General features: G+C 65.4%; 22 protein-coding genes and 2 pseudogenes. 9 read left to right on the top strand and 15 right to left on the bottom strand.

Going from position 1 to position 24,764, the window contains the following annotated elements:
• Positions 1–51 precede the first annotated feature (51 nt).
• The 4 genes from AB0B25_RS24755 to AB0B25_RS24740 all read right to left on the bottom strand — a co-directional run bounded on the left by AB0B25_RS24755 (position 52) and on the right by AB0B25_RS24740 (position 3,140).
• The gene (locus AB0B25_RS24755) at positions 52–1,059 is read right to left on the bottom strand and encodes a cation diffusion facilitator family transporter (RefSeq protein ID WP_357183826.1); all 1,008 of its coding nucleotides are present in this window, start codon (positions 1,057–1,059) and stop codon (positions 52–54) included.
• Positions 1,060–1,328: 269 nt separating this feature from the next.
• Positions 1,329–1,778, bottom strand: coding sequence for a universal stress protein (locus tag AB0B25_RS24750; RefSeq protein ID WP_357183823.1), 450 nt, complete (start codon positions 1,776–1,778; stop codon positions 1,329–1,331).
• A 59-nt stretch (positions 1,779–1,837) separates the two neighbouring features.
• A complete protein-coding gene (locus AB0B25_RS24745; RefSeq protein WP_357183821.1) occupies positions 1,838–2,452 on the bottom strand; it encodes a TetR/AcrR family transcriptional regulator in 615 nt (204 codons plus the stop codon).
• Position 2,453: 1 nt separating this feature from the next.
• A complete protein-coding gene (locus AB0B25_RS24740) occupies positions 2,454–3,140 on the bottom strand; it encodes a crotonase/enoyl-CoA hydratase family protein (RefSeq protein ID WP_357183818.1) in 687 nt (228 codons plus the stop codon).
• A 219-nt stretch (positions 3,141–3,359) separates the two neighbouring features.
• On the opposite strand from AB0B25_RS24740, the gene AB0B25_RS24735 reads away from it, so the two are divergent.
• Positions 3,360–4,601 (top strand): hypothetical protein, encoded by a 1,242-nt coding sequence (locus AB0B25_RS24735; RefSeq protein ID WP_357183815.1) that lies wholly within the window; start codon positions 3,360–3,362, stop codon positions 4,599–4,601.
• Positions 4,602–4,694: 93 nt separating this feature from the next.
• Here the strand turns inward: AB0B25_RS24735 and AB0B25_RS24730 are convergent, their stop codons facing one another.
• From AB0B25_RS24730 to AB0B25_RS24715, 4 genes are all read right to left on the bottom strand, one after another.
• Positions 4,695–5,906, bottom strand: a complete 1,212-nt coding sequence (locus AB0B25_RS24730; protein WP_357183813.1) for an ROK family protein — start codon at positions 5,904–5,906, stop codon at positions 4,695–4,697.
• A gap of 30 nt (positions 5,907–5,936) precedes the next feature.
• Complete coding sequence (locus AB0B25_RS24725) at positions 5,937–7,172, bottom strand: ABC transporter permease (protein ID WP_357183811.1); 1,236 nt, start codon at positions 7,170–7,172, stop codon at positions 5,937–5,939.
• Positions 7,172–7,942 (bottom strand): ATP-binding cassette domain-containing protein, encoded by a 771-nt coding sequence (locus AB0B25_RS24720; protein WP_357183808.1) that lies wholly within the window; start codon positions 7,940–7,942, stop codon positions 7,172–7,174. Before AB0B25_RS24720 ends, AB0B25_RS24725 begins: the two co-directional genes overlap by 1 nt.
• A gap of 70 nt (positions 7,943–8,012) precedes the next feature.
• Positions 8,013–9,098: a substrate-binding domain-containing protein gene (locus tag AB0B25_RS24715; RefSeq protein WP_357183805.1), complete on the bottom strand. Its 1,086-nt coding sequence runs from the start codon at positions 9,096–9,098 to the stop codon at positions 8,013–8,015.
• Positions 9,099–9,541: 443 nt separating this feature from the next.
• Between AB0B25_RS24715 and AB0B25_RS24710 the strand changes: the two genes are divergently transcribed.
• The 3 genes from AB0B25_RS24710 to AB0B25_RS24700 are packed head-to-tail and all read left to right on the top strand — an operon-like array spanning position 9,542 to position 12,124.
• Positions 9,542–9,865 (top strand): hypothetical protein, encoded by a 324-nt coding sequence (locus AB0B25_RS24710; RefSeq protein ID WP_357183803.1) that lies wholly within the window; start codon positions 9,542–9,544, stop codon positions 9,863–9,865.
• The gene (locus AB0B25_RS24705; protein ID WP_357183800.1) at positions 9,862–11,145 is read left to right on the top strand and encodes a hypothetical protein; all 1,284 of its coding nucleotides are present in this window, start codon (positions 9,862–9,864) and stop codon (positions 11,143–11,145) included. Before AB0B25_RS24710 ends, AB0B25_RS24705 begins: the two co-directional genes overlap by 4 nt.
• Positions 11,132–12,124: a hypothetical protein gene (locus AB0B25_RS24700; protein WP_357183798.1), complete on the top strand. Its 993-nt coding sequence runs from the start codon at positions 11,132–11,134 to the stop codon at positions 12,122–12,124. The genes AB0B25_RS24705 and AB0B25_RS24700 overlap by 14 nt, the downstream gene beginning before the upstream one ends.
• 289 nt (positions 12,125–12,413) lie before the next feature.
• Here AB0B25_RS24700 and AB0B25_RS24695 read toward each other — a convergent pair whose 3' ends face one another.
• From AB0B25_RS24695 to AB0B25_RS24685, 3 genes are all read right to left on the bottom strand, one after another.
• Positions 12,414–12,854 carry a hypothetical protein gene (locus tag AB0B25_RS24695; RefSeq protein ID WP_357183795.1) on the bottom strand — a complete coding sequence of 147 codons (441 nt, stop codon included), beginning with the start codon at positions 12,852–12,854 and terminating at the stop codon, positions 12,414–12,416.
• Between the two features lie 32 nt (positions 12,855–12,886).
• Positions 12,887–13,744, bottom strand: a complete 858-nt coding sequence (locus AB0B25_RS24690; protein ID WP_357183792.1) for a hypothetical protein — start codon at positions 13,742–13,744, stop codon at positions 12,887–12,889.
• A gap of 1,894 nt (positions 13,745–15,638) precedes the next feature.
• Positions 15,639–16,049, bottom strand: a complete 411-nt coding sequence (locus AB0B25_RS24685; protein WP_357183790.1) for a nitroreductase family deazaflavin-dependent oxidoreductase — start codon at positions 16,047–16,049, stop codon at positions 15,639–15,641.
• Positions 16,050–16,116: 67 nt separating this feature from the next.
• On the opposite strand from AB0B25_RS24685, the gene AB0B25_RS24680 reads away from it, so the two are divergent.
• The 3 genes and pseudogenes from AB0B25_RS24680 to AB0B25_RS24670 all read left to right on the top strand — a co-directional run.
• Entirely contained in the window at positions 16,117–16,773 is a 657-nt protein-coding gene (locus tag AB0B25_RS24680) for a response regulator transcription factor (protein ID WP_357183787.1), read from the top strand.
• The gene (locus tag AB0B25_RS24675; RefSeq protein WP_357183784.1) at positions 16,770–18,029 is read left to right on the top strand and encodes an ATP-binding protein; all 1,260 of its coding nucleotides are present in this window, start codon (positions 16,770–16,772) and stop codon (positions 18,027–18,029) included. Before AB0B25_RS24680 ends, AB0B25_RS24675 begins: the two co-directional genes overlap by 4 nt.
• Before the next feature lie 74 nt (positions 18,030–18,103).
• Positions 18,104–18,483 (top strand): annotated as a pseudogene (locus tag AB0B25_RS24670) (transposase); the annotation flags it as partial.
• On the opposite strand, the pseudogene AB0B25_RS24665 reads toward AB0B25_RS24670, so the two are convergent.
• Positions 18,484–18,893, bottom strand: a pseudogene (locus AB0B25_RS24665) (IS701 family transposase); the annotation flags it as partial.
• 903 nt (positions 18,894–19,796) lie between these two features.
• Positions 19,797–20,807: a serine hydrolase gene (locus tag AB0B25_RS24660; protein ID WP_357183781.1), complete on the bottom strand. Its 1,011-nt coding sequence runs from the start codon at positions 20,805–20,807 to the stop codon at positions 19,797–19,799.
• 560 nt (positions 20,808–21,367) lie between these two features.
• On the opposite strand from AB0B25_RS24660, the gene AB0B25_RS24655 reads away from it, so the two are divergent.
• A complete protein-coding gene (locus AB0B25_RS24655) occupies positions 21,368–22,543 on the top strand; it encodes a hypothetical protein (RefSeq protein WP_357183778.1) in 1,176 nt (391 codons plus the stop codon).
• On the opposite strand, the gene AB0B25_RS24650 is transcribed toward AB0B25_RS24655, so the two are convergent.
• Positions 22,486–23,196: a DUF3159 domain-containing protein gene (locus AB0B25_RS24650; RefSeq protein WP_357183775.1), complete on the bottom strand. Its 711-nt coding sequence runs from the start codon at positions 23,194–23,196 to the stop codon at positions 22,486–22,488. The genes AB0B25_RS24655 and AB0B25_RS24650 overlap by 58 nt on opposite strands.
• A gap of 343 nt (positions 23,197–23,539) precedes the next feature.
• Between AB0B25_RS24650 and AB0B25_RS24645 the strand changes: the two genes are divergently transcribed.
• Positions 23,540–23,986: a MarR family transcriptional regulator gene (locus AB0B25_RS24645; protein ID WP_357183773.1), complete on the top strand. Its 447-nt coding sequence runs from the start codon at positions 23,540–23,542 to the stop codon at positions 23,984–23,986.
• 96 nt (positions 23,987–24,082) lie between these two features.
• On the opposite strand, the gene AB0B25_RS24640 is transcribed toward AB0B25_RS24645, so the two are convergent.
• Entirely contained in the window at positions 24,083–24,670 is a 588-nt protein-coding gene (locus AB0B25_RS24640) for a hypothetical protein (protein ID WP_357183771.1), read from the bottom strand.
• Positions 24,671–24,764 lie beyond the last annotated feature (94 nt).

Below are 24,764 nucleotides of genomic sequence, written 5' to 3'. Positions count from 1 at the left end.
GTGCCCTGCTCTGCGTCCGCCCGATTTCGCGGTGGGCGCGGCAGCAGCCGCTCACGGCGCGCCGATACCCGCCGCGGGCGCCGGGCGTTCCCGGTGCACCGGGCCGTGCGCGTCGTCGCAGTGGTCGTTCAGCATCGGCAGCAGATGCCGCGCGTCGCCGACGGCCGCCGCATCGACGACGTGACTATGGTCGACCTGCAATGTGGTGTGGGTGATGTCGTAGTCGTGATCGAGCAACCGCTCGATCCGCTGACGTAATCCGTGGCAGTCGGCGCCCGCTCGGACCAGTACGTGCGCCGACAGTGCGATCTCGCCGGAGGTGATCTGCCAGACATGTAGATCGTGCACCTCGTCGATGCCGTCCAGCTCGACGAGCCCGCGCCCGAGCGCGTCCGGATCGACGCCCGCGGGCGCCGCCTCCAGGAAGATGCGGCCGGATTCACGCACGAGCCCGAGCCCCGCCTTCACCATCAAGGCGACCACGATCAACGTGGCGATCGAGTCCGCCCTGGCGAATCCGGTGACCAGCACGATGAGTCCGGCCGCGGCGGTGGCGATGAATCCGTACAGGTCGTTGAGCACATGCTGGAAAGCGCCCTCGACATTCAGGCTGGTCCGGTTCGCCTTGCTGATCGCCCACGCGGCCGCGATATTGACGACGATGCCGACCAGCGCGGTGGCCAGCACGAGCCCGCCGGTCACCTCCGGCGGCTCGAACAGCCGCCGGATGGCCTCGTAGGTCAGCCAGCCCGCGAGGACCAGCAGTGTGATGCCGTTCGCCTGCGCGGACAGGATCTCGGCACGCTTGTAACCGTAGGTGTATTTGCCGCGCGCGGGCCGGGCGGCGAGTCGAATGGCCCCGAGCGCCAGCACGATCGCGGCGGCGTCGGTGAGCATGTGCGCGGCGTCGGACAGCAGCGCCAGTGAGTTCGCCAGCAGGCCGACCACGACCTCGACCGCCATGAACCCGGCGATCAGGGTCAGCGCGACGGTCAGCCACCTGCGGTCGGCGTCACCGGACACCCCGTGTGTGTGATCATGATCGTGCTCGTGTCCCATCGACCCAACCCCACTTCCCTACACCGACATGTATGCGCATATCTGCATCTGTCGGATAGCTTAGCCCACCCTGAGCGCGCCGCGATATCCATTAAGAGTGACCTGGATCACACAGCGTCGGCCGATCGCCCCGGCCATCAGCGGGGGCTCGCCGCGGTAGTTCCGCCCACCGGAGCAGCCAGCCACATACCGGGAGATCAGCACGGAGTCGCACGATCGGAGCGGCGGCCTCAGGTCGGCGACAGCCGACTTGCGGTGTCGCGGCACGCCTATCCGTGATCAGCCTGTCCATCGTTGTCATAGGCGACCAGGACCGAGCAGGCGGCATGCCGGGCGGCCTTCTCCGCCGTACTGCCGATGAACCGTCCCCAGATACCCGAATGCCCGCTGCGTCCGAGAATCAGCAGGTCGGCAGCGTATTCGGCCGCGGAGGTGGCCAGTTCCCGCGCCGCCTGCCCCGATCTGATCTCCGCCTGCACCGCGATGCCGCGCTGTTCGGCCGTCGCCGCGGCAATGCCGAGCCATCGGCGGCAGGCCGCTTCCCCGACCGAACGCTCGTCCTCGATTTCGCCGACCACCGGACCGTAGTGCGGCAGATGCTCTTCGACGGCGACCACGGTGAGCGCGCTGCGATGGACCGCCGCCAGTTCGAGCGCCATCCGCAAGGCCGCCCGGGCGCCGGGTGAGTCGTCGTAGCCCACCACGATCCGCTGGAACACCCCTCTATTGTGCTGCTTCGAATGCGACAAGAACCAGCATTCAGCAAATCATCAGCAATTCATCGCGAATTCTCACGCTCACGACCGCGCGCCATCGTGGCGAGAGCGGCGAGGGCCGCCCTCTGCAGAGTCGGCGCCAGCGTGCGTGGCGCAGGACCGACACCTCCGCGCACCCACTGACGGCAGTATTCCTGCGACGGTCCGATACAGATCGCATGCGCCACCGGGTAGCCGGAACCGGCGACGCTCATGCCAGGGCCCAGGAGTTCGCGGTATCGATGCTCCAGCGCGCCGAAGAAGGCCTGATTATGCAGTGCCAGTTCGGTTTCCGCGGCGCGAGCTACTTCGTCGGGAATCGTGGCGAACAGCAGGCGAGCCAGGTCGCGGTGGTCTTCGACCCAGCCCAGATGGGCGTCGAGCATCGCGCGGATCGCCTGCTCCGCGCCGATTCCCGGGGCGTCCATGCGGTCGAGCACAGTGCGCTGATAGTCACGCATACCGGTGACATAGACCGCGGCGGCCAACTCGGCCTTCGAGCCGAACGCGTGGAACATACTGCCGCTGGACAATCCCAGCCGGTCGCGGACGCCCGCCACCGTGAACGCAGGATAGCCCTTGGCCAGGAGCTGTCTCGTCGCCTCGGCCAGGATCCGCCCGCGGGTGTTCGTGGCCATACTATCCACCGAACTCGGCATCAATTCCGGACCGGACGGCCACGAGTACCTGAGCGCGCACCCGCAACTTGGTCTCGAGATAGGCGGACAGGTCGATTCCGGTGAGCCGTCGCGCCTCGGCCGTCGCACGGGTGCGCAGCTCGTCCGCATCGGACACGAGCAGATCGAGGAATCCCAGATCCCGCGCCTCCTCGGGCGCGACCAGGATTCCGGTGTTCGCGGCCCGGTCGAACCCGGGCGCCGTGAGCCGATGCCGCGCGATCTCGACCCCATAGTGCGGAATGGTCAACCCGATAGCGACCTCGTTGAGGCCGACCTTGAAATCTCCGGCGACGCCGATCCGGACATCCGTGGCCAACAGCAGGAACGCGCCCTGGGCGATCGCGTGCCCCGGGCACGCGGCCACGACCGGGTAGGGAAAACCGAGCAACCGGTGGACGAGGTTGCCGCCCGCACGCAGGGTTCGACGGATGTCGTCGGCGTCCCCGGAGAACGTCGCCAGGTCGTAGCCGGCCGAGAACATCCGCGGCCGCCCGGTAAGCAGGACGACGGCGCGATCTCGCTCGGCCCGGTCCAGCGCCGCGGCGATGTCACCGATCATGGCCACGGACATCACATTCGCCTTGCCGTCGTCCATGGCGATCGTGGCAACGCCGTTGTCGAGCCGATAGGTGACACGTCCGGTCATCCGAGCCTCCTTTAGCGTTGCACTCTAGAGTAGTACTCTAATCCGACCGACTCCGCCCAGCGTCCGCAGCCGATCGCCGAGCCCGATGCACTGTGTGAAAAAGACCCGAAACAGGACCGCCACACGTCCCGATACACGGCAGAGGCGACGAATCCGAAAGAGTCTGGGGCACCCTGCCTTCGACCAGCCTCGGGGAGAGGTCCAGGTGGAGAAACCGACATGACCACAGCAATCGTCATCCGCCCGCTGGCGCCGAGCGAGCGGATCTTTGCCAACAGCGAAGTTCTGGTCGGCTATTCGCTTCGAGTAGTGGGCCGGCTGAACCTGGCCGCGCTCGCGGCGGCGTTCGACCTCGTGGTTCGCGCCCGTCCGATCCTCGGCGCCCGCCTGGAGCCGGATGGAGACGGCGGACACGTCCTGCTCGAATCGCCCGACGCGCCACCGGAGATGTCGGTCGCCGAAGGAGATCCGGAACTATTGCTGACCGGTGCGCACCTGGATCAGCGCACAGCGCTCGCGGCGCTGTGTGTCGTGCGCGATGGCGAGCACGCGGGCATCACGCTCGTCACCAACCACAGCATCGCGGATGCTTATCATTCGCTGGCAGTCTTCGCCGAACTCTGGTCCTGCTATACCGATCTCGCCCAGGGCCGATTACCCAGGCTGGAGTTACGCGGCTACCCGAAGTCGGTCGAGGAACTGCTCACCATGCGCGGCGTCGAGAAGACCCGGGCGGACACGATCCCGAGCTATCCGGCCGCCGCCCGAACTCCCTGCGCCACCGAAGATCCGGAATATCTGATACCGCGTACTGCGCGCTGCCGGCTGACCAAGGAGCAGACCGCGGCACTGGTCGAGCTGGGGCACCGGGAGAACACCACGATCAATGGACTCGCCTCCGCCGCGATCCTGCTCACCGAGGCCGAGCTGCGCGAACTATCGCTGACCGAACTGCGCTACTCCTACTCGGTCGACCTGCGCACCCGGGTGGCACCGCCCATCGGTATGACCGAGGGCACTAACGTGATCGGCTTCGCCAACTACGTCCCGGCCCCGGGCGTCGGCACCCTCGTCGAGTTGGCCCGCGGCATCAGCGACAGCCTGCGCGCCGGTCTCGCCGCCGGCATGGTGCAGCAGACGCCGCTGCACATCCCCGAGATCGCGGCCAGCCCGCCACCGCGCGCACCGGGAATCGTGCTCGCCACCAATTGGGGTCGCGTGCGCAGACCGCGGGTGCCGGAGGATCTGCGAATCACCGATTTTCGCTCGATCATGCTCGGCAAGCCGGACAAGACCGGTCGACGGCTGCAACAACCAAGCGGCACCATCATCGTCAGCACCTTCGATGATCAACTGAGCATCGAGATCCACCACCCCGAAGAGACCACCGCCCAGCAGCGTTCACGCGTACGGCTGCTGACTTCGCACCTGTCCGGGTTCGGCGCGGCGGGGGCCGGATAGCCCAGCCGACATCGCTACCCGAGCCCCCCGCGGAGTCATCCCGACAGCTCACCGGTGTCGCGCCGGTCGCTGTCGGCGGTGCGGCCGAACCGGTCAGGCTCGGGCGGCGGCGGCGCGTGCCAGTGTCTGCAACGGGTCGGTCAAAACCTCGCGGAAGGCCAACTCGGCCGCGCCGATCAGCGTCGAGTCGCCGCCGAGCGCGCTGGTGCGCAGCCGGACCCGATCCCGCACGGCCTGCAGACTGTTCACCGCCACCCGGCTGCGCACTTGCGCCGCCGAAGCCAGATAGATCTCGCGCAGTACGCCTCCGAAGACCACCATCGACGGATTGAAGATATTGACCAGGTTGGCGACACCGTAGCCGAGCCACTCGCCGACCTGGTGCAGCGCGTCGCGGGCGGCGGCATCGCCGCGGGCGGCGGCCTCCACGATCGCGTCCACCGCCGCCTGCCCCACGGGATCGGTCCCGCCCACCGCCGCGATCAGCCCGAGTTCTCCCGACTCGACTTCCAGGCAGCCCCGCGAGCCGCACGCACAGGCGCGCCCGCCGGGATGCACGATCATGTGCCCGACCTCGCCGCCGTATCCGCCCTCGCCGCCGAGCAGCTCACCGCCCATGATGATGCCGCCGCCGATGCCCACGTCGCCGTGGAGATAGATCAGGTCGGCCAAGCCCTCCCCCACACCGCGTTCGCGTTCGGCCAACGCGCCGAGGTTGGCGTTGTTGCCGACCGCGACCCGCAGGCCGAGGTCGAGCGCCTCGGTCATGCTGTCCCCGAAGGGAACATCATCGACCCAGCCGATATTCGGCCCATACCGGACGACGCCGTCCTCTTCCCGGACCATGCCGCAGAACGCGACGCCGACGCCGACACAGACCGCACCTGCCGCGGCGGCGCCGATCATCGCGCGCGCCATGTCCACCAGCGCGCCGATCACGTCTTCCGGGTCGAAAGTGCCGCCGGGCCGGGTGGTCTCGGTACGATCGAGCACCGAACCGCCCAATCCGACCCGTGCCGCGGCCAGCCGGTCCGCGCCGACGTCGAGCGCGACGACGTATACCCGATCCGACTCCGGCCGCACCACCAACGACGGCCTACCCGCCTTTCCGGTCTGGCCGGGCAGCTCCTCGCGGACCAGGCCCGCGGCGGCCAGGTCCGCGGTCAGCGCGAGGATGGTGCTGCGATTCAACCCCATTCGCTCGGCGAGTGTCGCGCGCGACACCGCACCGTCGCGATGGACGTGCCGGAGCAACACGGCAAGATTGCGCGTGCGGATCTCCTCGGGCGAAGGTGCTGCTCGCATTCACCGGGCTTTCATCGCGGGGCAGGATGCCTATCGTTGCAGGGGAGCGCGCTTGCGCGACAGAGCGTCTACTCCGGCGGCCAAGAGCAGCACAAATCCTGTCACAACGAATTTGGTGCCCGCGCTGTAGCCCATCAGCCCCATTCCATTGTTGATCACCGCGACGACCGCGGCGCCGACGACCGCGTCCAGCATCCGCCCGCGCCCCCCGAACAGGCTGGTGCCGCCGATCACGGCCGCGCCGACCGCGGTGAGCAGCACGTCGCTGCCGCCGGTGTTCGGATCGACGGAGTTCGCCCGCGACGCCGCGATCAGCCCGCCGACCGCGGCCATCGTCGAACACAGCACGAAGGCACTGATTTTCACGCGGTTCACCGCGATCCCCGCGCGGCGGGCAGCCTCCGCGTTGCCGCCGACCGCGTAGATATGCCTGCCGAACGAGGTGCGGTTGAGCACGAACGTCCACAGCAGCAATAGCGCCACGATCAGCGGCACGACGATCGGCATGCCCGCGAGCGAATGCAACTCCGGGTTGCGGCTGCGTTCACCGTTGAGCACGAGCACCGCCGCGCCCGCCACTACCGCGAGCACGGCGACGCGGAGCGCGATCACCGGTGCGGTCTCGCCGGTGAGCCCGAGCTCGGTGCGAGCCCGCAGCTTTCGGTACTGGACGATCGCGAACCCTACGACCAGTACCGCGTACAGCGCCCAGCCCAGCGACGGCGGCACGTTCTTGTTGGCGATCGCGACGATCGTCTCGTCATGGATGGAGATGTTGCGACCGTTGTCCATGATCTTCAGCGCCACACCCTGCAAGGCGAGGAACGCGGCGAGCGTCACCACGAACGAAGGGATGCCGATCTTCACCACGACAGCGCCGATCACCAGCCCGATCACGACGCCGGTGAGCAAGGCAACCAGCACGGCCAGATACCACGGCCACCCCTTGTCGGTGAGTAGCACCGCGAGTACGGCGGCGCAGACGCCGCTGGTGAACCCCGCCGACAAGTCGATCTCGCCGAGCAGCAACACGAAGACCAAGCCCATCGCGATCACCGCGATCGCCGCGCCCTGCGTGAACAGGTTGGCGAAGTTGGCCTCGGACATGAAGACCGGACGGGCCGTCCAGAAGATCGCCGAGAGGACGACAAGCGCGATCACCGAGGGTAGTGCGCCCATGTCGCCGCTACGCACCCGGCCGACATAACGGTGGACCAGATCGGTCGCCGGCGCGACCGTCGGTCGCTCGGTCGGTATCGCGATCATTATTTGACTCCGCTCGCGTCGAGGCCGAGGTTGCCGCTGCGACCGGCCGTGATCAGTTCGACGACCTGCGCGTGCGTCACGTCGGAGGTCCGGACCTGTGCCGCCATCCGGCCCAAGTAGAGCGCGGCGATCCGATCGGACACCGCGAAAACGTCGTTCATGTTGTGGGAGATCAACACCACCGCAAGGCCTTTGTCGGCGAGGCGGCGGACGAGCTCGAGCACCTGCTGGGTCTGCGCGACACCGAGCGCGGCTGTCGGCTCGTCGAGGACCACCACCTTGCTGTTCCACAGCACGGCCTTGGCGATGGCCACGGTCTGGCGCTGCCCGCCGGACAGGCTCGCCACCTGTTGGCGCACCGATGTGACCGTGCGAACAGACAAGCTCGCCAGCGTTTTTCCGGCCAGTTCCTCCATCGCGTACTCGTCGAGCACGATGCCGTGCTTCTTCTCGCGGCCGAGGAACATGTTCTGGACGATGTCCAGGTTGTCGCAGAGCGCCAGATCCTGGTAGACGATCTCGATGCCGAGCGCGGCCGCGTCACGCGGGCTGTGCACCTGCACCGGCGCGCCCTCGAAGAGGATTTCGCCCGCATCGATCGGATGCGTGCCGCCGATGCATTTGACCAGCGTGGACTTTCCCGCGCCGTTATCACCGACCAGCGCGGTCACCTCGCCGGGGTAGGCGCTGAAGGCGACATCGTGCAGAACGTGCACCGGGCCGAAACTCTTTTCTACACCCCGCAATTCGATTACCGGCAGGTCGGGCATAGGTCTAGCTCCTGGAGGGGTAGGGCCCCTTCCGCCGTCCCCTCATCGAACGGCGGAAGGGGCGTGCGAGTCAGAGGCCGTGGTCGGCACACAGTTTCGCGAATTCGCCCGCGCACAGCTCGGCCTTGGTGACATAGCCGTCGGCGAGCACATCCTTGATGTTGTCCGGGTAGATCGGCTTCGGTTCCAGCAGCACGGAGGGCACGTCCGCGTTCGCCTCCGGATCCCGCACGGTCCCATTGGACGTGCCGTGCTGCCCCTTCGCGAGTGCGATAGCGAGGTCGGCGGTCGCCTCGGCCTCCTTTTTGATCGCCTTGTAGACGGTCATGCACTGATCGCCGGCGAGCACGTTCTGCAGACCCTGGACAGTGGCGTCCTGACCACTGACCGGAACCTGGCCGTTGAGCTTCTGCTTCTTGAGCACCGCGATCGCGGCGTTGGCCAGGCCGTCGTTCGCGGCGACCACACCGCCGATATTCGGTTGGCCGGTCAGCATCTGCTCGAAGATGGTGCCCGCATCGGCGTTGTTCCATCCCGGAACCGCCTGGTCGGGACCCTTCACGTAGTCGCCCGCGTCGAAGCGGGGCTTCAGCACCCCGTCATAGCCGGTCTTGAGCAACGCGGCGTTGTTGTCGGTCGGCCCGCCGTTCAGATACGCGACGACGGGATTCACCGCCTTCTTGTCGGTCAGGCACTTCGCGACGCCTTCGCCGAGCAGACTGCCGACCTTCACATTGTCGAAGGAGACGTAGTACTGCGCTCCGCCGCCCAGCGTGAGCCGGTCGTAGTCGATGACGGTGACACCCTGCGACTTCGCCTTCTGGATCACGGCTTTGCCGGTGCCGCTGTCCAAGTTCGTCATCACCAATACCGAGGCCCCGTTGGTGATCATCTGGTCGGCGAGGGTCTGGAAGGCGTTCTTGTCGCCCTGGGCGTTCTGGATATCGGCTTTGACGCCCGCGGCGTCGAACGCCTGCTGAAGGTATTTCCGGTCCGCGGTTTCCCAGCGTGCGGAGGTCTTGCTGTCCGGAAGGATGACGCCGATCCGGGTCGGGGTGGCGGAGTTCGCCGAGTTCGTGGAGTCGGCGCCGCACGCGGTGAGTGCGGGCAGGAGCGCGACCGCCACAGCCGCGACGCTGAGCATGCCCTTACGCATAGATGGGCCTTTCGTGGAGCCACCGGCCCCGGAGATCGGCGGTCGGTCGAGGTAGAGCGAATGTTGTTCAGAGCAACATATTCGACGATGACGCGGCGCACAATACGTTCGCCGGACCAATTTGTTGTTTCACATAACAATCGCTCGGGCGTCCTCCGCTCTGGTGCAGGGCGGCCCGAGGCCAGCGGGCGAGCGCACCGGTGACCTGCTGAACAGGCCCGTCGGCAGACCGCACAGCACCGCACCCCGACGCACGGAAGCGGTGGGTGAACGCCGTCCCCGTCGCCGCAGCGCCCGGAAGCCGCAGCGCCCGGAAAATGAATGCGGCCCTGCTCGATTGGGAATGGACACCGAGGATCGGGCGCGCGGTGTCCGGGTGGCACAGTACGCTTGGCGGTGAATCATGGCGCGGTAGCGACAGACTGGGATCCGGGAGGGGAACAGTGGACACGCTCAAGCTCGACCCGGCGGCGGTGGCCGCCTACACCGCGATTGCGGACGCGGTGTCCAGACAATTGGCATCAGCGGCCGCGGTCGCCTCCGGCGCAGTGGATCCCGACCAGCTGGCCGCTGATCTCGGGCTCGTCGGCGCGGAGTTCGCGGCACGGTTCACCACGGCCGTTTCCGAACACGCGCAGGCGTTGTCGACCGCGGGGCAACTGGTCGACGCCTACGGGCAGGTACTACGCACGTACAGCGAGAACGCACAAGGTGTCGACACCGACACCGCGGGCGCGATCGATCAGGCGGGGGAGGCATCGGCATGAGAAGTCTGGGACTGCGCAAACGGGCAGCGGCCGCCGAGACCACCCGGCCATCGAGCACCGAACCCGGTGTCGATCCCCCGATCGTGGCCGCGCTGGTACGTCCACTGCTGGCGCTTCGCGCCGCACTCGGCACCGGCGTCGGGCTGCCGAACGCGACCGCGACCAGCGCACTCTCCGCCGCGTCCACGCAGGCGGCCGACGCCGAAGGCCCACATCGCGATGGCCTGCACGCGCTGGAGTCGACCTGGACCTCACGCGCGGCCGATGCCGCGGTGCCCGCACTGCGTACCACGCAGACCCAGATCGGCGACATCTCCGATCGGGGCCCGGCATATCTGTCGGTGCTCGCCGATGCCCACTCCACCTCCGGACGCGCGGCGCGGCGGGTCGACCAGATCATCGCGGAGTTCCGACGCGACGCGCGCGAAATCCTGGACAACGCCACCACCGCGCCGGACACCGACGCGGTCATCGCGCGCGCCACCCAGGCGCTGCGCGACGCCCTCACCACGGTCTCGGTCGCGCGCACGGAGATGAACGACCACACCAGGAAACTGGAGGAGATGGGGCCGCTCACCATCACCACGCCGGCCGGAATAACGCAGGGGCAGACCGTACAACCCGGTGCGACAGGGCAATTCACCCCCGGCAGCACAGCACCCGGCGCCACGACGCCGGCCGTCGGCCAGCCGCTCGACCCGGCGCTGGCCGCTCAACTCCAACTGCAGCAACAGCTCATCTCGGCCGGGGTGCAGATCGGCACCTCCGCCATCACCGCGGGCGTCGACATCGGCACGCACATCATCGACAAGATCGCCGAGGTGGGCATACACACCATCGACACCGTGGCGGCGTCCGCGGACAAGGCCATCCCCGAGCTGATCCACCCCGGCTCCACCACCCAGGACGACAGTGCGAAGAACTCTTCGAAGCTGTTCGACTTCGGCGGGTCGCACGACGGTAAACCCTCGACGTCGGTGATCCCGCCCCACGGTTCCGGTTCGACTCCGACCGTGAAGTCGGACACGCCACGGCCGGACAGCAGGGCCGTGCCCGGAGCCGGACCGTTCGCCGAGGCCGCTCCTCCGGCACCGGCCACCCGCCCGGATCAGCCGGGCCGCCCCGGCCCGACCGGCGGGTTGGTGGTTCCACCGGTACCACCCCTGTCCGGGCATGACGGGGAGCACAAGCCGCGCGACGGTCAGCTCGGCGTTACCGTGCCGTCCAGCGTGACAGCCGTCGTGCCGGTGTTGGGCGAATTCGACGATGACGCCCCCTGACCGGGAACATCCGAGTCAGGGCGCGGGCCAGAGCAATCCGTTCGACACAGGTCTGCCGATGCTGCGTATGCCGTCAGGCAAGGCGTCGAAGCGACGACGCCCACCCGCCCGCCGGAGAACGGTCCGGCGGGCGGAACCGGAACTGGACGCTCCCGAGCTGCCGCCGGCGCCGGACCAGGCGCGCATGCGACCGCGATCAGCCGAGTGGCAGCAGTGGCTCGACCCCGCGCCACCGCCCGAGAAGCTGCCCGAACCGCCCGCCGAGCGAAACCGAGCCGTGCCCGCGGGCGACGAACCACTCGCGGTGGAAGACAGCACTGTCGGGGCGCCGACGATCGTCAACCGATCCGGAGTCCAGCCGGGCACGCCGGTCCGTCGCCCCCGGCGGACCGATCAGCAGCGCGGTAACCGGCCGCTGGCCGTGCTGATCGTGCTCGGGGTCGTGGTCGCGGCCGTCTCGGTCGCGCTGACCATCGTCTACGGGACCGGAAAAGACGCGCCCCCGACCGCGACCAGCGCGCCCACACGCGCATCGGGCTCCGCGCAAACCATGTCGGCGACAACGACATCGGTGCGGCCGCCGTGGGCCATCGCTACGCCGGGATGTGAGCAGCGGCGCACGGCCGACCTCGTCTCCGGCACCGACCCGGGCGGCACCGGCAACGGTCCCGACGCCATTCTCGCCTTCGAGTACGCCTACTACGCCGAACGCTCCGGATTTCGAGCCCGCGCCGTGGTCGCCCCCGACGCGGCGGTCGCACCCGCCGAGCAGATCCAACGCGGTATCAACCAAGTACCGATCGGCACCCGCTACTGCGTGCGGATCACCCGGGCCGGGGACGACGCCGACGGGCAGATGCGGTGGAAGGTCGAGCTGACCCAGCAGTTCCCGGATGAGCAGCCGAGCACTTTCACGCAGTTCATCACCACTCGGACCGGTTCGAGCCAGACCCTGATCACCGGCGTCGCGGCTGCTTGACCTCGTCCTGCACCGAGACCACGATCCGATCCAATCCCGCGCCTGGCCACAGAACTTACGGTTCGCAGACCGACTTCACCGGTCGTTTGCATCCACTGATGAGTGCCACCAGGTACACGAAGGCAGTTCATGCGGTGCCATCGGCCCCGAACTATGGGTCGCGGCCTGGACCGAAAAGCAGATCGCGTCGGTAACTCGCTGACCAACCTTTCGGATTGTGCGCCAGGAATGGTTGAGCGGATCGGCACGGCAAGCCTCGACAGGACAGCCGGCACCGACACGTGAACAGTCACATGTTCTCTCGCACTGCTATCGCCTGAAGCAGATCCGAGTGTAAAGCGAACTGCAGGACAAGTGTTCGGTTGGCATGTTGTTCGGAAAAAAATACAGCTCCGGCGCGCGGTATCCTCGGGTTGAAGCTCATATTGTCAGTTGACAGGTCAAAGTAGCTTCTCAACTCGGCTTCGGTTATTTCGACCTCCTGGCAAATATCCAGGACCACCATACTTCGAGGGCGCTCGGAGGAATCGGCCAGCATACGGAACGAGAGGACCGAGAAAGGACCGCCTTCGGACTGCCCTTCGAACTCGCTACCGTACTCGGTCCTGGTCACCTCGTGTAGCGCCACGGAGCAGGCATCTGCGACGGACTTCGGGCTCAGGTGCCCCGGAACCTCCAACAATCGCCGGGCGACCGCATATATCTCGCTGACGAACGCCGTCATACCCACCCGTACGAATCTGTCTCGATCTCGACCATTATTCATCCCTTATACTTTTCCCAGAGCTCCTCGAGCCATTGCCTATAATAATCCGCGAAGGTGGGTGGTGACGAATCGTGCCAATCTCCCACTGTTCCATATTTCATCAGTTCAGAAATACTTTCGATCGCGTCGTCAGACATGTTGCCATCCGCGGCATCGTAGATTTCTTCGATACGCCTTCCGAAGATGGGGGACCCGAAACCGACGAGTGGACCACCCCGAGAAGCGCTTTCGCGCTGCGCGTGCTGCAGAGACCAATGCGCGCGTGCCTCGGATTTGTAAATCTTGTCCAGGTGATGTTCGATCCACTCCTCTTTGTCATCCACTGGTCCTGGTCTGAGTTTTCTGAAGGGTTCTATTGTGTGCCCGACCTCGTACGCTATGGCTACAGCTGTTTGCAACGGGTCTTCTTTGCGTCTGGGATCGATGATTATCCGCTTCAGTTCAGTAATAGTCTGCGTCCCACTGCGTTTCGGTCCATATCTGATAGTCCACCCTTCGCGCGTAATATCGTGTAGGCGCCGCAGAAGGCTAGGCGACGTGCTAATTATTACATCGACTCCCGTGCCGAATTCTTTCCAGATCGATCGCGGCAACGATATGACGTGACCAGGCGTAATTTTTGGGAGTTCCTGTCGGCCAGAACCGATCTCGGCAATGGCGAGCTCCGGACCCATGGATTGGGAGTGCGGTCTGTGCACCCACTCTTGTTTCGTCGCATTCTTGATCCTGCGCCCGCCTGCCCGGTCGGTGCGTACCTTTTCATCGGCGTCCCGCACCATCGAGCGAACTACGTCTCTGTAGGCGTTTCGTAGCGCCGCCGTTTCTAGGCTGGTGAGGCGTTTCAGCTCGTTCATAGCCGAGACCAGGGCTCTCCTTACGCCGTCGCGCATCCGATCCTCACTACTGTGGCAAGGTGCGGGTGACGCTGCGGTGCGCCACATCGCGAGTTTGTCCGGGCGGAGCGTCCAAGTGACCCTGCAGGCGACGATGCCGTCGAGCCGGCGGCGGGTGCGTACTCGCGTAGTGTCGGATACCACTGCAGGGTGCGGCAATCCTCGTGACCGGACAGGTCCACCAGGTCGGTGTCGGTGGTGCCGTCCTCCCTGGCGTGGGTGAGCCGGGAATGCCGCAGGCCGTGCGGATCCCATCCGTCGTCAGCCGCGGCGCCCAGATGTCGATCGGTGGTGCGGTAGCACATCTGCCGGCGCCGCGTGACCCGGAACGATGCCACAGATGGGTACGATGTCGTCGTCAGACGTGGCGTGGCACGACAGGAAGACCGGTCGGCTGGTGCGTGTGGTGGGCAGTTGACCGAGCAGGCGTGCGGTGCAGATTTTGTAGAGCAGTTCATCCGGCTTGCCGCTTTTACAGCAGATTCGGGCGCGCCGGTAGGAGCGGTCCGGGTCGATGATTCCCGACAAAGGACTTCTTCAGCGCGGGCCGTGGCCGCATACAGCATCTCCCACAAGGTCTGGTCTTCGAGCTGCCTCCGTTTGTCGAAGACCAGGCGATAGTTCGCCTTGCGCAGGCGGACCCGGCTGGTGTCGGGTTTGGGTCGGTGTTCGCGATACAGCCCGTCCAGCACAGGCAGTAGCGTCGCTGATCCACTGCTGGGCCTGGAAATAGTTCGAGGCGCTGACGACCGTTGCGCGTTCGGCGTTGAACGTAGCCGGAGCACGGTGCCCCCGCGCGGCGGGGATGTTGCGGTGTAGCCGGTTCGGCCCTGACCGTCGAACTCGGCGAGGTTCGCGATGCCAGCGAACGCGACCGGCAGCGCTCTTGTACAGGCGCACCATTTCCGGCCACGTGATACGCCCGGATCGACTGTGAGCCATCGCAGGTACTGCACCAGCGCCGCAACGGTGGGTATCGCGGCCGGAAGGATGGGAACCTGAGCCAGTCGCCGGGTGGGGATCATCGGCCCACGACTCCTCGAATGTCAGATACCAGCGGGAAAGCGGTGGCACGCAGCGGGGCCAAAAACTTTGTCCGGTCCTTCAGACAATAGCGTGTCATCTGACCTCCGGCCAGAGTTTCATCTGATGAATGATTCTGCGTGTCAACGGATTCAGGTTCCAATCTGAGAACAGGCGAGCGGGGTGCTGTTGCTCTGTCCGGACGTGCGGGTTTTCGAGGCACTGCTCGAAATGGTCGCGGTCGCGAGGATGAACGCTGGTCAAGTACACACCGCACACATCGATGACCGGTTCGTCTCGGCTCCAGTCCGAAGACGCGCCTGCTCGCCCGCCGACTGGGCATCACCTGCGCCGGCCGGATCATGGCCGTCAACGAACTCCTGCGTGAGATTCCCGCACGGTTCCTCGCCGACTCGTCGGCTCGAAACTCGTGGCCGAACGCGCCTCGCTACGCGCACCCGATGGGGCCATTACCCCGCCATCCGAGCCCACCCAACATTCGCACATCCGTGACTTCCGGAGACACGAGCACGTCGAACGGGGAATGGCACCAACGAATGCTCGACCGGTTCAACTGCACGGGTTTCAGCGGTGGCTCGGCTGCGGGCAGCCATGTCCCGTGCTTCCTGGGCGTGGACCGACCACCGAGATCTGCCGCCCAGTTACCTCGACCGCCGAATGCGAGTCGACTGGATCCGCATCACAGCGACACTCAGGGACGCCCGCGGCAAATCCGGGTGCGAAATGCCCGATGCTGCCCTGCGCAGCCCTCGATCGGCGAATCACCTCGCGTACTTGCGCAAGTTCTGAGCCGCGGTGGCCGGCAAGGCGCTTACTGCGTCGTGAGAATAACGACCGGAATCACCCGGTCAGTCTTTTCCTGGTACTCGGCGAAGCCGGGCATCACCCGGACCATCGCTGCGTAGCGGCAGTCGCGTTCCGGGCCCTCGGTAATCGGGGTGGCCGTCGCGTTGACGGTTTCCGCCCCTATTTCGACGGTGACCTCCGGGTTGACCCGAATGTTGTGGTACCAGTCCGGGTTAGTGGGGGCGCCTGCGTTGGACGCGACGATGACGAAAGTGTCGCCGTCGCGGACGAAGGCGAGCGGAGTGGTGCGGGACCGACCGGTTTTGGCGCCGATGGTGCTGAGCAGGAGCAGGTCACGGCCGGCGAACGGACCGCCGACCTCGCCGTGATTGGCCCGGAATTCTTCGATGATCCGGCTGTTCCAGTCGTCTGCCATAGCCGTATCTTCCCACGCCAGGTGTGACTAACAGCCACCTAACGGCGAGAACAGGCACGATAGCGGTGTGCGAGTGCTGGTGGTCGAGGACGAGAAGTTGTTGGCCGACGCGATTGCGGGCGGATTACGCAGGCATGCCATGGCGGTCGACGTGGCCTACGACGGATCCGCGGCGCTGGAACGTGCAGGCGTCAACGACTACGACGTGGTGGTGCTGGACCGGGACCTCCCTCGGGTCTCCGGCGACACCGTGTGCGGCACACTCACCGAGTCGGGTGGGCAGGCCCGGATTCTGATGTTGACCGCCGCGAGTGCGGTCACCGAGCGGGTGGCCGGCCTCGGGCTCGGAGCCGACGACTATCTGACGAAGCCCTTCGCCTTCGCGGAGTTGGTCGCGCGCATCCAAGCGTTGGGACGGCGGGCGCGTGCCGCCACTCCCCCGGTACTGGAACGGTCCGGGATCAGGCTGGACCCGCACCGTTTCGTCGTGACCCGCAACGGCGGGCCGGTGTCCTTGTCACGCAAGGAGTTCGCGGTGCTCGCCGAATTGCTCCGGGCGGACGGCGGCGTGGTGTCGGCCGAACAGTTGCTGGAGAAGGCGTGGGACGAGCACATCGACCCATTCACGGGCGTGGTGCGCTACACCATCATGAACGTGCGCCGCAAGCTCGGCGAGCCCCAGCTGATCGAGACCGAGCCCGGTGTGGGATACCGGATCCGGTGAGAGGACGGACGATTCGACTGCGGCTCACGCTGCTGTACGCGGCAGCCTTCTTCCTGGCAGGAGCGGTGCTCATCGCGCTGATGTACTTCTACCTGAACCAGTCGCTGGAACGGCGTCCCGGGGTGGGCGCGCAGAAGGTGGTACGAGAGTATCTCGCCGCGCGAGCGGGGCGAACTGGGACCGGGACTGGTGAGTTGTATCGGGCATTGATCGATCAGGCCGAGCGGAATCGGCGAGATACCTTGCGTGCCATGCTGGTGTGGTCGCTGGTGTCGCTCGGGGCGGTCGGGATCGCTGCGGGCGGGATCGGCTGGTTGATGGCCGGCCGGGCCTTGCATCCCTTGCAGCGGATCACCGCGACCGCACGACGCGTGGCCGACACGCGCCTGCACGAGCGCATCGCGCTCGACGGACCCGAGGACGAAATCAAGGATCTGGCCGACACCTTCGACGCAATGCTGGAGCGGTTGGACCGGGCGTTCGACGGGCAGCGCAGGTTCGTCGCGAACGCCTCACACGAACTGCGCACGCCGCTGACGATCAACCGGACACTGATCGAAGTGGCACTGGACGCACCGGATGTCGCGGAGTCCACCCGCGTGCTCGGCAGTACGCTGCTCGAGGTCAATCACCGCCACGAACGACTCATCGAAGGCCTGCTGGTGCTGGCCACCAGCGAACAATGTCCGACTGAACCTCGCGGCACCGATCTCGCCGACATCGCCCGCAGTGCGATCACGGTCGCGACGAGCGCCGCCGGCCAGGCCGGTGTGCGGATCACCGCCGACCTGCAGACGGCCCCCGTGATCGGTGACCCGCTGCTGCTGGAACGCCTCATTCAGAATCTGGTCGACAATGCCGTGCGCTACAACCTCGCAGAGCACGGCTGGGTGTCGGTTCGGTCCCGATCGGTCGCTGACCACGCCGAACTCACTCTCGACAACAGCGGCCCAGTGGTCCCGGCCGTGGAGGTCGACGGGCTCTTCGAACCGTTTCGCCGGTCGTTGTCCGCCGAGCGCCTCGCCGACTCCGGAACCCGCGGGGCCGGGTTGGGGCTGTCGATCGTGCGCTCGGTCGCCCACGCCCACGGTGGCGCCGTTCATGCGGTGGCGCGTCCGGAGGGCGGGCTCACGGTGACAGTCGCCCTCCCGCTCGCCGGTGGGCACGACAAGTTGACAACCAACACCACCCGAATGGCTGCCTGCGAGCCAACAGACCGTACCCAACCACAGGGAGGAGGAACAGAAGTTCCTTAGACCGTGTCTTACGTCACGTCGATGTGATTCGTTTAGGACGTGTCGGGATCGGTTGTGCCGCATGATGTTCGGTCCTGGTCGATGAGTTGTTCAAGCGGCTAGTGTCGGATGAGTTGTGGGAGTTGGTGGAGCCGCTGCCGCCGAAGTTCACCCCACGCAAGCAGGGTGGGGGCACGGTGCCGACTGATCAGCGGGCGGTGTTCACGGCCATGGTGTATGTGCTGACCAGCGGTTGCGTGTGGCCTATGCTGCCACCGTCGTTCGGCGTCACCGTCCCCACGGCGCATCGTCGGTTTACCGTGTGGACCGAGGCCGGCCTGTGGCGGCGATTACACCGCGCGGTGCTGGACGAGCTGGGCCGCCATGGCTTGATCGACTGGTCGCGGGCGGCGATCGATGCGGCGTCGGTACGAGCGAAAAAGGGGGCGCCATGACCGGTCCTAGCCCGGTTGACGAGGAAGGCGTGGGCGAGCATTGACTCCAGGAGGGATAGCGGCGGACCTTGTGCTCGTCGAGCCCGGCCAGCCCCTTCTCGGACTAAAATTCTCTTCCACCTGCCACCTGGAGCCGGCGGTCTTCACCAGGGTGGTCAGTAGTACCGGCTCGGTGGATTGGCAGCGGTAGGCTAGTTCGCCGGTGGTGCGGTTGCGGCGGATCAGCAGCTGGCGGTGGCCCGGCTCCGCATCGGCGAGATCGATGAGGGCCCAGTCGTAAAACCGGTGCCTCTTCGCGCCTGGTCCGGCCGAGAGCTTCTGCCAGGCCCGTTTGGCCCCTTCGCGGCCAGCGCATCGGCGTGGAACGTGCCCCACCAGTGGTCACTTCGGCCGAACAGGCCTCGGCGAGGACATAGCCGATCCGCGTTCCTCCTAACTGCGCGGCATCGGTACTAGCGCTGGACGCCGGCGGTGCGGGTGCCCTTCTTCACGTCGCCGGTCTCGTCGACGACCAGCACCGTGGTTCGACCCCCGCGAACCGCCCCGCAATACGCGCAATGGCCAGCTCGAACGCTTCCCGCCAACGAGCGGGATCTATGCTGTGACCCGCGCACCGTCTCATCGTTATTCCGCACAGGTCACGATGGTCGACGGTGGCCGTACCCGTACCCCGACCAGGCCCCATCGGCATGCCCGAGAACCCCAGTCGACCAGTCCGAGTCCGCACTCCGTGTCCCATTCGGGCCAACGTCATGACTGCGAACTCTGGCGGTGCATGAGTGACCGATCGAGTATCTCGGTGTACATGATCCGGCCGTCCACGATGTCCAGGGTCAGCATGCATTCCGAGGGCGAGAGAGGCACACAACGATGGCCCGGACCGTACGGCTGCCCCGTGGATGATCTGCCGTACTGATGCTCTGGCAAAAGTCATCACCGCAGCCGCACTCGCCAACCAGACGCAGATCTCACGCGCAGATGGCCAGATCGTGTTCTCCTTCATTCTCCAGGCGGGCGGCCAGCTCGGCGATGAGATCTGGGAAGGCGTCGCGAATGAACGAGTGGTCCTGCTCCATGGGCGGAGGGTAGCCGGGGCGGCAGACTGAGAGCGATGACACGTCGCCGCCATAGCCAGCGGCCGCGTTGGCGGCCTTGCCGGATCGGCCCAGCCTGATCGATCTGCGACGCCGCGTCGCGGCGATGATGCCGCGGGTTGATCTGCCGGAGATGGTGCGGCCGCGCGGTCTGCGGTCAGCCTGGCGCCGGATGAATCTGGTGGACACGCCCGTATGAAGGGAGCATCTGGCAATCCTGGTTTCGTACCGAGGCATAGTTATCTGGTCTTCAGTGCCTCGAGTACACCGGTGGTGAGTTCTTGGAAACCGAAGGGCGCGTCTTTTGGGGGTCTAGGACCCAGCCGGACGGCGACTATCCCCTCTTCCGGCAAGACGGCCAGAGTCTGGTTGTTGAAACCGAGAGCCCAGAAGGTGTTGCGCGGAGCGGTCGGTAGCACGGGCCCTTCCAACGCAGCGTGCGTGCCTCGTCCGGTGGTGGCCAAAGCGGGCGACACTACGACACCGTCGGCATTCAACCACCACAGCAATCCGTAGCCGCGGTTGAGGTCGGTGCTCGGGGTAACCGACGCTCGTGCGTAGTCGGCGTCGATGATGGTTGTGCCGTTCCAGTTTCCTTCATGGAGCATGAGGACGCCGAGGCGGGCGAGATCAAGACAGGTCGTGTTGAGACCCATGAAGGTCATTGCGCCACCTGAACGGTCTCGTTCGAGATGGGAGGAGTCCATGCCAAGTGGGCCGAAGATGTGGTCTTCGGCGTAGTCGGATGGATGTACTCCGGTTGCCGACCACAGGACCTTCGACAGTACCTGCACTGCAGAGTTGTTGTAGACCCACGCCGTGCCAGGCTCGACGCTTTGGCCGAGTCCGATGGCGAATTCCGACTTGTCCGCCGCCTTCAACGCCATCTCTCCATAATCGGTGGCGGCGTCCCAGTCTCGACCAGAGGTCTGGGTGAGGAGGTGTTGCACCGTCACGCTCTCCGAACGTGTCCCGCGCCATTCCGGTATGTAATCGGCGACCCTGTCCGACAGCGACAGCTCGCCACGTTTCACCGCCACGCCCACCAGTAGCCCGGTGAGCGACTTGGTCACGGAGAAGGCCTCCCGCGGGGTCATTGTCGGTCCGGGACCGTGCTCGTCGACAACGACCCTGCCGTCGCGCACGACCGCCACACACGTCGACTTCGCCGCAGCCGCCTCGGACGCGAGGGCATCGAGCGCCGCAGGGTCGAAGCCGGCGTGCGTGGGGGTCACGCGCTCCCACGCCACAACAGGGAATATCGCTTCGACACCAGGGGCTTGCCGAACGGCGCTCGGGGCCGCCGGTGCCTCGCCGGAGCATCCCGCGACGACAACGATCGCAGCGGTTACAGCCGCTGCCCGACGCCACCACGCGCGCGAGGAAATGATGGCTGAGTAGGCAGTGGCGTTACCGGTCCGGAAGGTCCGGTGTTCGACGACATCCAAGGCTCATCCTCGATCTTGTTCGTTGTCCGTATGACACATGGCCGACCCGGCCGGCGGCGGAGGCCAGCTGCATGGCGTCCTCAGGGTACTCAGCAAACCGTGGGAGACATGTCCCGCAATCGACAGCTTTCCTCGAGGTGATGTGTTGTCGAGAGCGCTGTCGGTCCCGTCGGACGACCAATATCCACACCTAAGCAATCCCCGGACAGATAGGCAATACTCTTGTCTAGAATTCTAATCGAATGTCATGCTCATGTGGAAGAACTACGGAGGTTCAAACTATAATGAACAAGCTGCCTGCCTTCCGTCGAGGTCGCGGCGACGCTAGGTCGATTCGGCCTCGCGGTGATGCGCGAGCTGCGGTGTTCGCAGTCGTACTGGGATTCGCGGCGGCAGCGCCGGTCGCGGTCGGACCGGCCTCCTCGGCGGCCGCCCCGACCGCTGATGTGATGACCAACGTGGCCTGCGGGTGGAGTCCCCGGATCGGCGCGGCCACGCTCAATATCGCCTACCCGGACACCTTCGCGAATTACTGGGAGACCTTTCTACCAGCGGTTCCAGGCACGAGCCTGACCGTTCACGGCGACTTTCCGCATGCGCGGTACATGTCGTTCACCTCTTATGCCAAGCAGGGGGAAGTATCGGGCTCGCTGAACGATCAGGTCATCGCCGCGGACTCCGGCAACGTCAATCCGTTCCGCAACGGCGGCGATCGAAAGGCCTCAGCGCAGCAATACACGGTTCGCATCGTCGCAGGAGCGCCTCCGACGCAGCCCGAGGCCAACACCCTCTACACAGGTGACGCCACCGGATTGGTTCCGATCATCTACCGGGTCTATCGCCCCGACATCGGGCTCGACGCCACCGGCGGCGCGGGACTACCCCGCCTCACCGTGACCTTGCCCGACGGCACGAACCATGAGCTGTCCGAGTGCGGCGCGACGAACACCGCCCTGGACCCGCACAAAGTGTATTCGCCCAGACTTGCGCAGCGGCCCACCCAAACGACATCTGCGCGAGAACCAGACTGGAAACCGGCGACAGGTGGTGGCCATTACCCCAATCCCGATAACAAGTACCTGGCCACCGTTGTCGAACCGGGCCGTGTGGCGGTGATCCGTGGAATGCTGCCGACTACACCGGCCACTTACCATGAACAACCGATCATGGGGTCTGGACAAGTGCGGTATTGGTCACTGTGCAGCAATAATCCAGCTTCCACGGCTGTGGCAACGTGTGTCGTCGACGACGAGACGGCCGTGGACTCGGACGGCCTCTACACCATCGTCGTATCGACCTCCGACGACCGTCCGGCGAACACTGCCGGGGACTGCGGTATCGGATGGCTCTCGACCGATGCGGGATCGGATCTGTTGATTATGCGGAATATGCTGCCGGCCAGCGATTTCCGGCAGTCCATCCAAAACGCCGATCCGACCGACCCGAGGTCGAGCATGGGCTCTTATCATCCTGAGGTCCACTACACCTCCAAGGCCGAGTTCGAGGCGACGGGGTGCCCACCGCGGAAGTCGGAATAACCGCGGCGTAGAATCCGTAGATTGACGAACACCATGACAGCGAACAACGGTACACCCATCAGCAAGTGTGCAATCCCTAGCGCGACAACGTTGTTCGATAGATAGAGCGGCACGTGCACCGCCGTCCGCAAGCCGATTGCGGCCGCCCAGACTGCGGTGCACTGCCTGTAGGTTCGCAGCAACCTGCGGTCTCGCCGCCAAGCCGTCCCGCCGATCACGGGCCCGACGAGAATGCCAACAAACGGGTGCCGTCCGACCAGGGACAGTAGCAGAAATACCCCCCACAAAGTGGCGCGCAGTATCTGCGGCAGATAGAAGTCGATCCCGCGGCCGGTCGTGATGGCCACGAGGCATGACAGGATGACCAATGCGAGGCCGCTCATCGCCTGTCGTACAGGTTGTCGCATCATTACCCGGGACAACACCAGCACACCACTGCATGCCAGCGCCGAGCACACTGCGATCTGAATATCCTGGGTCACCACATACACCCCGGCGTACAGCAGATGCGGTGATGCCAAATCCGTCAGCCCGCGTGCACCGCCCAAAATGTCCATCAGCGACACATCCGGTGACATGATCAGCGCGGCGAACTTGCAGCGCAATCGAGTCAAGCGAGCGCGTCCATTCTTGCGCCACAACGCGACTACCATTTGACCGACAGCTCACGCAGATCGAACACGCCACTGCCGGATCTCAACGGCGCCGAGCCCACTGCATGTACGGCCGGCAGCGGCTGAATGCGTTCGATTGGGACTTCGAGCGCCTCCTGGAGTTCAGCGTGCACATTCGGGGCAGGCACACGGATATCGGTGGCAGACAGGGGCCGGACTCGATCCGACCGCTGGGCTGGAGATTTCTTGGAACTCATCGTCGGTATCTCTCGAGAGGTGTAATTGAACAGCGGAAGACGCGTTGATGCGGAAGGGTCGATCCGCGCCGAGCGTCACGGATACGCAGGTCACTTGTCGAATTACCACTGGCACAATACAGAGCATGACTGCCTACTCGGTTATCCCTGCGTCTGCCACACCCCCTGGCTTGGTCTACCACCTTGCCCGTTTGAACAGTGCCAGATTGGCGGAATCCTTCGCAGAGCACGGCATGGCCGACCTGCTCCCACGCCATGCGCTGCAGCTGTTTCCCCTGCTATTGACCGGCGGACTGCGAGCATCGGACCTCGCGAACAGGCTCGGCGTATCGCGCCAGGCGACCGCGCAAGTTATCGGGACACTCGAACGTGCCGGCTACCTCACACGCATCGACGACCCCGGGGACGGCCGCGCCAAACTGGTCTGTCTCACTCCGCGCGGTCGTACCGCAGCCCGAGTGCTGCACAACAGTATGCAAGCCCTCCAGCGGGACTGGGAAAGAATCCTCGGCCCACAGCGCATGGCGGAACTGCGCGACACCTTGAGTACCCTTTCGAAGGAACTCGGCTGATCGACAACACGGAGCGAAAAGATAGCCGCCACGGACAGGTCGAGATCGCCGGAAGGATCAAGAAACCGACGACGGGCAAGCAGAGGTTGCGATACCTCAGTTCTCATCCGGGTCGATACGAGCACCGCGCCAATCGATATCATCCACCACGTCACGTATCTTTTCACCAGCACTGCGAACTTCACGCGCTACGGTTTCAATCGTGTCAAATACAGCATCTATCAGTGCGGATTCGGTCCGGAACGGAATTCTGCCTCTAGGTCCCGGTGTCGCTGATTTCAGCCTCTCGTTGAGAGATTCAACGGAGTCTTCGATGCGCCCGAGTGCCTCGGTAAGGAAGGCTGCCAACTCCCCTTTCTTGCCGTTCACGGCAGTAGACGAATCGATGATTGATGCCCTTGCCGCCGCAATTTTTTGGACGAGCCCTGCATATCTGTCGTACATCCTGGAATTTGTGGAAATCTCACCCCATCGCTCCAACCTGAACTCGCGCCTCAGTTCAGGCACGGTCTGAGCTGGGTTGGTCGGTGTGCCTGTGCGCAACAAATCGGCCAACCTGTCGATAGCCAACTCGCCCATGGCGATAGCGGATTTCAGGGCCTCAGACTCGCCGGCCGGATGACACAAGGGCAATTCGGTCTCACGAGTAATATACCTAGGAAAGAAATCTGCACCTTCATGCATGGCCGCCGACCATCCGTGCACAAGTACTGCTGACCGCGGGAATCGCAGGCGAGAACGTCTCCCAGCGGTTCGCGAAGGTGTCCAGGGATGCGAT

The organism is Nocardia sp. NPDC049190, assembly GCF_040648115.1.
Classification (GTDB): Bacteria; Actinomycetota; Actinomycetes; order Mycobacteriales; family Mycobacteriaceae; genus Nocardia.
Note: the sequence above shows the minus strand (reverse complement) of the source record. Positions and strands in the feature narration are given on the sequence as shown.